Below are 6,908 nucleotides of genomic sequence, written 5' to 3' on the forward strand. Positions count from 1 at the left end.
CAGCATCAGGTAGACACCGCGCCGGCCAGGGCGCGGGGGACACCGCTCGCGTCGATCGCGGCGCCGTGGGGTCCCAGGGCGAGCTGAGTGACCAGGTAGCTGACGACGGTGACGGGGATCGCGATGGCCGCGGCGGCGGCGGTGACGGCCATCTTCGCCGCGTAGAGTCGGCCTCGCCGGGGCACGGCGAGCAGCGAGACCCGCATCATGCCTGACGTGTACTCGCTGGTGACGATGAGCACTCCGAACACGATCAGGGCGAGTTGGCCGTAGAGGATGCCGTCCAGGCCTGCCTGCTCAGGGGTGAAGTCGGAGCGGAGCCCAGGGCTGTCGGATTCGATCGCGCCCTTCGCGGACCAGCCGCCCAGGGCGGCGATGAGGACGCTGACGGGAACGAACAGCAACAGTGCGACGAGCGTGCCGCGGACGCCTCGCAGCTTGGTGACCTCGGCCCGGATGGCCGCGACCGTCTCAGCCATGGGTGTTCCTTCCTTCCTTGCCGATGAGTTCGAGGAAGGTGTCCTCAAGGGATCCCGTGTGGGTGCTCAGCTCTTCGAGCGAGAGCCCGTCGGCCGCAGCCAACCGGTTGATCTCGGCCGCCGACATACCGCCGACTTCCAGGCTGCCGTCCGGGGCGAGCCTCAGCGAGGCTCCCTTCTGTTCCAGTTGCCTGTTGAGCCGCAGGGGTTCCGGTGTCCGCACGCGTACGTACGTACGTCCGTGGCGTTGGATGAAGTCCGGCATGCTGGTCTCGGCGAGGAGCTGCCCGCGGCTGATGACGATCAGATGGTCAGCGACCATGGACATCTCGGTCATCAGGTGGCTGGAGACGAGGACGGTCCGGCCTTCGGCGGCCATCGAGCGCAGCAGTTCGCGCAGCCACCGGATCCCTTCTGCGTCAAGGCCGTTGACCGGCTCGTCGAGCACCAGGACGGGCGGGTCTGCGAGTAGCGCCGCGGCCAGGCCGAGGCGCTGGCCCATCCCCAGGGAGAACGTGCCGATCCGCCGCCGGGCAGCGTCCGTCAGGCCGACCATCTCCAGAACCTCTCCGACCCGTTGCCGGGCGATGCGGTTGCTCTGCGCGAGCCACCGCAGGTGGTCGGCGGCGGTCAGGCTGCGGTGCGGAGCCGATGTCTCCAGCAGGGCACCGACGTGCCGGACCGGGTACCGCAGTTCGTGATACGCGCGCCCGTCGATGCGTGCGGATCCGGTGTCCGGGCGGGTGAGGCCGAGCATCATCCGCATCGTCGTGGACTTCCCGGCTCCGTTGGGGCCGAGGAATCCCGTGACGGCCCCGGACCGCACCGTGAAGGTGAGGTCGTCCACGACGGTCTTCTGCTCGTACCGCTTGGTCAGGTTCTGGACGTCGATCACATGGTGAGTCTCGTCGGGCGTCCCGCCGGCTGCATCGGTCCCGGGTCGGGACTGCCGGACGGCTTTCGCGGGGCCGAAGCCATACCTGCGGATGAGTCCGCCCGGTACGAATGAGTCCGGCTCAGTACGGCAGCGTCGCCAGGACCCGGAAACCGCCGCCCGGCCTCGGTCCGGCGCTGAGGGTGCCGCCGTGCGCGGCGACCCGCTCATTCATCCCGACGAGGCCCATCTGGCCGCCGGGCACGCTCGGCCGTTTCCCGGGCCCGGGGCCCTCGTCGGCCACGTCGATCGTCAACGTGCCCCGCTCCGCGGTGAGGTGCACCCGGCAGCGGGTCGGCGCGGCATGTTTGATCACGTTGGTCAGCGCCTCCTGGACGATCCTGAAGGCGGACAGCGCGACACCGTCCGGAGGTTCCTCCGTGCCGCGGGTCCGCAGGTCCACCCGCACGCCCGCCGCCTCCGCCGGCTGGACCAGGGAGGGAAGGTCCGACAGCCCGAGAACCGGCCTGAGGTCCTGAGCGCCCTCCTGGTCCCGGCGCAGCACCTTGAGGGTGGCCCGCATGTCGCGCAGCGCACCACGGGCCACGTCCTCGATCATCGTCAGGGCTTCCCGCGCCTCCTTCGGGTGGCTGGCGACCACATGGTTGGCGATCCCGGCCCGGACTGCGATCAGGCCCACGCTGTGCGTGACGACGTCGTGGATGTCGCGGGCGATGCGCAGGCGTTCCTCGACCTTCGCCTGCTCGGCCGCCTGCTCGATGGCGCGCCGTATGCTCTCCCGCCGCTCTCCGACCGCCGATCCCGCCGCCCAGGTGGCGCCGAGGACGAGCAGTCCGAACACGACCTGCACGGCCGGGGTCCCACCCTGGTAGCTCTGGCCTCCCGTCACCGTGAGCAGGGCCGCGCCCACCGCGCACAGCCCGGCGACGAGAACTGCGGACAGCCTTGGTTGTCGCCGCCTGGTCGTGGCCACCGTGTAGAGGGCGTAGGCGGCGGCGAAGAACGGGGTCGGTCCGACACCGACGGCCGACGACACGCAGGCGGCGGTCAGGACGAACGCGAAGACCGGCACGGGCCACAGCCGCCGGGCGGCCAGCGGCAGCGCGGTGCTCAGCGACAGCAGCCATACGGTGCCGCCGATCACCTCGGCGCTCATGGCCGGTCGAAGCGGCGACACCTGCGGGAGCAGTACGAATCCGAGTGCGGCCAGCGCATCGAGCATGATCAAGCGCCGACGACGGACATCACCCATGCCCTTGAACGTATTCGTTCGGTTCGCGGTGCGTCCAACGTGTTCGTGCGATTGCCTTCTGCGGCGGCCCGGGTCCGGTGCAGGTCCGCCCCGACCACCCGACCGGGTGGGGCACGATGAACGTGGCTTCCGGGAAGCCGGGCAGCCGGGGCCGGCCTGACGAGCAGTCATGTACAACCCCGGCTCACGGTGGCTTCCTGCCACCGGCGGGTTCGAAGAAGTGTTGCGGGCCGTGAGCCGCGGATCGAAACGTCTTCGCGTTTGCTGGGATCTTCCCGCCCGGGCCGTGGCCATGACGTCGCGTACGTCCCCGGCGCCCGTTCCTCGCGGGCCCGTCCGACCCGGCGATCCCGCGGATGTCATTCACCGCTCACACCCCTGAGGAGATCGAGGAGCGTCCGCGAGAAGTAGCAGAGCCGAGCCGGCCGAGCCTGGCCTGACCATCCTCAAGGCCCCTTGGAGCGTGAGGAGTTCGCGACATCAGCACATGATCGTCCCGACTATGCTCCCACCTTGTCATGTCCGTCACTACTCGCGGGCGGACTCGAACAATCTGCCGAATTTTTGGAGGTTTGATGAAGTCCGTCATCCGGAAGGTCGCAAGCTTCGCGGGGGTGAGCGTGGCCGTCGCGGCCATGTCCCTGACCGGTGCATCCGCAGCCCACGCGGAGTCCCCCACCCTGGGCTGCCCATACCCCTACGTCTGCTTCTACTTGGACAACAACGCCTTGATCACGGGCACGCCGATCTCGAAGTACAAGGACGTCACCAGTGCCTATCAAGCGGTCACGCCCCGGCCGCACTACGGGGTCATGAACACCCGGAATGACGACGTGGTGTATCTGCGGCTCCAGAGTGGGGGCTCGATCTGCCTTTCGCCGAATGCCCAAACTCTGTTCGCCAACGCCTACGTCGTCAACGGAATCAAGATCTCCAGCAGCTCCACCTGCTGAATCTGCTTGGAACCACTGGAGCGGCTCGGGCGGCTGGAGCGGCTGGGGCGGCAGGGGCGCATCTGATCGCGCCAGCCGGGCGACGGACAGGGCTGCGCCGCTCTCGCGGTTGCGCCCGCTTTGATCACGTGATGCCCGGCGGTGAACGGGGTTATCCAGGAAGGCTCCGACGCCGTGATCACACCGGTCACCGCGTGATCATTCCACTGCTTCAGACTCTCCCTGCTCGAACGCGATGCGGCAGCGTTCAACCTGCTCGGCCGCCTGTTCCATGAACCAGCGCATGATCTCGTAGGGGATGACGTGCTCGTCATGGCTGTGGATGTGGACGGTCGGTTCCAGATTCGGATCCTCATCCGGGACAAATGCCACCAAGAACGCGGCTCCAGGCAGGTGCCTCTCCGCGGCGGGGTTCTCGGCGCAAGCGGCCGGTGCGGGCACAGCCTCGCTCAGCTCCACTGCCCAGGCATCGTCGGGCAAGGCGTAGTGGATCTGGATGGCGTAGTGACGACCTGCATGTTCTCGCAGCTCCGCTGGCATGGCGGCAGGCTGCCACAGTTGCGAGGTCCGAGTCGCGAGGATATCGGTTGAGACCCACAGCTCAGGGGCTACAGGTCCCTCCACCACAGGGCTCAAGCAGCGGTTACGGGACAGCTCTTGGGGCCCGTCGTTTGGATCATCCAGGTGTCGAACAAGGCTGCTGTCCGGCGCAACGATTGCGGTGCCGATTTCCCTGCCCGGGCTCTTGCCCCGTCGCCGTGCCCGGCCTCCTGGTCGCCGTTGTCTCCGAGGAGTTGGGCGATGCGGCGATTGGCGACGTCCTGTCGGCCGTCGAGGCACTTGGCGTACCGGCTCGGGAGCGCTTCGACGCTGTTGCCCTCGCGCTCCGCAACCTCGGTGGGGTCCTCGCCGGCGCTGAGCCAGGACGACAGCGCGGCGTACGCAGGTCGTACGGCCGAGCGGCCGGCGGCGAGGCCACCTGCTCCGGCGTGAGTGGCATGTGGCGTGCCTCGCCCCAGACACGCCAGTACGTCGTCGCGGCGACCGTTCACCCGCGCTCGTTGCCGAAGAGCCGGCCGTCCTTGCCTGTGCCGAACTCTTCGATGTGCGCGCGGAGCATCTTCACCACATGCAGGCGAAGAGCGCGATGAGGCGACGCCCGCGGGCCCGCCGGTAGCCGCCCACGTACGAGACCGCGGCCTGCCGAGGGTTCATGACGGCATGTCGGCCGTGGAGCCGCGTGCCCCACAATGGAGTGGTGGCGCTAAAAGGATGACCTCAAGAACGGGGAGATCATGGCCTGATGCAGTACATCCTCGACACACCGGGACGGCTGACGGACAGGGGGCGGCGCTTCCTCGCTGCGCGGGCACGCACCGTTCCGTTCCCTACGCAGGACAACCCTGACGACACCGAGGTCATCGCCCGGCTCGCGCCGTTTCCCGACGTGGACACCACGATGACGCTCGCCGGTCTCCGGCAGGCCCAAGACCGCTACGGCGGGCTGGTCTACCGCACCTCCGCCTGGTCGTTCCAGGAGGAGATTCGTTTCGAGCCGTGGCCGTACTACCAGGAGAGCGTGGACCACGGGCCGCTTGCGGAGTTCATCGACCACGAGGTGGCGCACCCGTACTCCGTGAAGCTGCGGAGCGACGGCGCGGTGGTGTACCGCTTCGGCATAGACGTGGCCGTGTTCGCGGACGCCGACGCCCTGATCGAGGCGGACGCACTGTACTGGGAGTGCGAGAGCTGGATCCCCGTGGTGGAGCCGAAGGTAGGGCAGTCCACCGCGGGGGTCAGGGAGGCGGCTTCACGGCTGTCCTTGATCCGGGAAGGGTCCGGGAACACGGAGTGGTGGTGGGAGTCCGACGGGTTTCGAGTACACCTGTGGTGGACGTTCGCGGAGCTGTTTCAGCAGGAGAGGCTGGTCAAGTGGGGGCTGTGGGCCAGGGACGAGGCAGGTCTGCGGGCAGCCCATCGATTCCTCGCGGGAAACGATCTGCGGTGACTTCTGCCGGTCCCCCATGACAGTTCGTTTCGGGATGCCCATCTCATTAGCTCTTGCGGTCTCGTCGATCACGACGACGCTGATCCGTCGTCGTGAGCTGGGCTGGCCTGGGCTGGGCTGGCCTGGGCTGAACTGTGTCAGGCCGGTGAGACGGCTGCGTCGAGAATTCTCACCGAGGGTGGCTGTTTCCGGGTCAGGTCAAGAGACGAGGCCCGGACGGCCCTGAGCCGGCCCGGCTACCGGCCGTGCAGCCAGATCCGCAGGGGACCGATCGGCTCGAAGCCATGGCGGACGGCCGCCGCCAAGTCCTCGCCCTGCTCGTAGCCGACCACTGGCAGGGTGGGGAACAGCTTGGTCACGGCGTCCAGTACGACCGGCCAGGCCGCGTCGGGGCCGCCGTCAAGTGCGAAGACATTGGAGATTCCGACCACCTGGTCACTGCGGCTGGCCACCGCTCCGGCGACCACTCGGCCGTCGGCGGACTGTCCAGCGAGCACGAAGGTAGCCGGGTCGTCGAGCAGTTCGGGCCGGAAGAGGTCCGCGCCGCCCTCCCCGCCGTCCCACGCGAGCGCCCAGGCCCGCAGAGCGTCCGGATCACCAGCCACGTCCCAGGAAAGATCCAGTGCCAGGGCCGCCGCACTTGCCGGGCGGTGGATCCACTGCGCCTCGAACAGCACCTGGAAGCCGGCCTCTGTCAGGTCGAGGTCGGCGAAGCTGTCCTTGATGGAGGCGCCAGGTGCGACGGTGTCGATCCGGGACACCAGCGTGGCCCGGTCGGCGCCCGGCACCAGCGTCACCGCGTCGGGGTAATACAGCGGAGTGCGAGACGGAGCGGCCCAGGCATGTGCCCCGAACCCGCCCGCCAAGCCGTGCGATCGGCTCATCGCCGCGCACCACTCGGCGTTGTTGCGGGCGGCGGCCCGGACCAGGAACTGCCTCGGAGTCGTCACGAGTGGAGATCATGACGACTGCGGCTCGGCCCGTCGAACGGTTTTCCGCTGCCCGCAAGAGGGATTTCGCCCGAAAGCCCGTCGGCCAGCCCCCTGGGGGATCGAATTACCTCGGCTGACCGACCGTGGGCTCAGCCACTCAGACTTCGACGGCGCACGCTCAACTCGGCACACCTCCCGAGCGACTACGGACCCGGCAACGAAGGGCGTGGCCACTATGGACGAGTCATGGGGTACGCCTCAGGCAAGCGCCCAGTGCCGTTACGTCGCCCTGGGTCTTGCCGCACGGCCGGCGCCGGCCGCGCGGCTCCCCGGTGGCTTCGTCACGACGCGGGGCTACGGGCACCAGAGCGCCGCCGTACTGGTGGGCA

At 68.6% G+C, this 6,908-nt stretch carries 7 protein-coding genes; 2 read left to right on the forward strand and 5 right to left on the reverse strand.

Annotation, left to right across the window (positions count from 1 at the left end; translation table 11 throughout):
* Nucleotides 1–5 precede the first annotated feature (5 nt).
* The 3 genes from AWZ10_RS47360 to AWZ10_RS07465 all read right to left on the reverse strand — a co-directional run bounded on the left by AWZ10_RS47360 (nt 6) and on the right by AWZ10_RS07465 (nt 2,626).
* Nucleotides 6–479, reverse strand: a complete 474-nt coding sequence (locus AWZ10_RS47360) for an ABC transporter permease (protein ID WP_060890712.1) — start codon at nt 477–479, stop codon at nt 6–8.
* Nucleotides 472–1,374, reverse strand: coding sequence for an ABC transporter ATP-binding protein (locus AWZ10_RS07460; RefSeq protein WP_046707909.1), 903 nt, complete (start codon nt 1,372–1,374; stop codon nt 472–474). Before AWZ10_RS07460 ends, AWZ10_RS47360 begins: the two co-directional genes overlap by 8 nt.
* Nucleotides 1,375–1,495: 121 nt before the next feature.
* Nucleotides 1,496–2,626: a sensor histidine kinase gene (locus AWZ10_RS07465; RefSeq protein WP_060890713.1), complete on the reverse strand. Its 1,131-nt coding sequence runs from the start codon at nt 2,624–2,626 to the stop codon at nt 1,496–1,498.
* Between the two features lie 575 nt (nt 2,627–3,201).
* On the opposite strand from AWZ10_RS07465, the gene AWZ10_RS07470 reads away from it, so the two are divergent.
* A complete protein-coding gene (locus AWZ10_RS07470; protein WP_052769713.1) occupies nt 3,202–3,579 on the forward strand; it encodes a hypothetical protein in 378 nt (125 codons plus the stop codon).
* 198 nt (nt 3,580–3,777) lie between these two features.
* Here the strand turns inward: AWZ10_RS07470 and AWZ10_RS07475 are convergent, their stop codons facing one another.
* A complete protein-coding gene (locus tag AWZ10_RS07475; RefSeq protein WP_060890721.1) occupies nt 3,778–4,119 on the reverse strand; it encodes a hypothetical protein in 342 nt (113 codons plus the stop codon).
* A 763-nt stretch (nt 4,120–4,882) separates the two neighbouring features.
* On the opposite strand from AWZ10_RS07475, the gene AWZ10_RS07480 reads away from it, so the two are divergent.
* Nucleotides 4,883–5,587, forward strand: a complete 705-nt coding sequence (locus AWZ10_RS07480) for a hypothetical protein (RefSeq protein WP_046707911.1) — start codon at nt 4,883–4,885, stop codon at nt 5,585–5,587.
* Between the two features lie 236 nt (nt 5,588–5,823).
* Here AWZ10_RS07480 and AWZ10_RS07485 read toward each other — a convergent pair whose 3' ends face one another.
* On the reverse strand, nt 5,824–6,537 hold the full coding sequence (locus AWZ10_RS07485; protein ID WP_060890714.1) for a hypothetical protein: 714 nt from the start codon (nt 6,535–6,537) through the stop codon (nt 5,824–5,826).
* Nucleotides 6,538–6,908 lie beyond the last annotated feature (371 nt).

Origin of the sequence: Streptomyces europaeiscabiei (genome assembly GCF_001550375.1) — a bacterium.
GTDB lineage: Bacteria > Actinomycetota > Actinomycetes > Streptomycetales > Streptomycetaceae > Streptomyces > Streptomyces europaeiscabiei.

Bases quoted from the DNA above. Each gene is read 5' to 3' on its own strand.
- AWZ10_RS07480 (WP_046707911.1), top strand. From the start codon at position 4,883: ATGCAGTACATCCTCGACACACCGGGACGGCTGACGGACAGGGGGCGG.
- AWZ10_RS07475 (WP_060890721.1), bottom strand. From the start codon at position 4,119: ATGCCAGCGGAGCTGCGAGAACATGCAGGTCGTCACTACGCCATCCAG.
- AWZ10_RS07470 (WP_052769713.1), top strand. From the start codon at position 3,202: ATGAAGTCCGTCATCCGGAAGGTCGCAAGCTTCGCGGGGGTGAGCGTG.
- AWZ10_RS07465 (WP_060890713.1), bottom strand. From the start codon at position 2,626: ATGGGTGATGTCCGTCGTCGGCGCTTGATCATGCTCGATGCGCTGGCC.
- AWZ10_RS47360 (WP_060890712.1), bottom strand. From the start codon at position 479: ATGGCTGAGACGGTCGCGGCCATCCGGGCCGAGGTCACCAAGCTGCGA.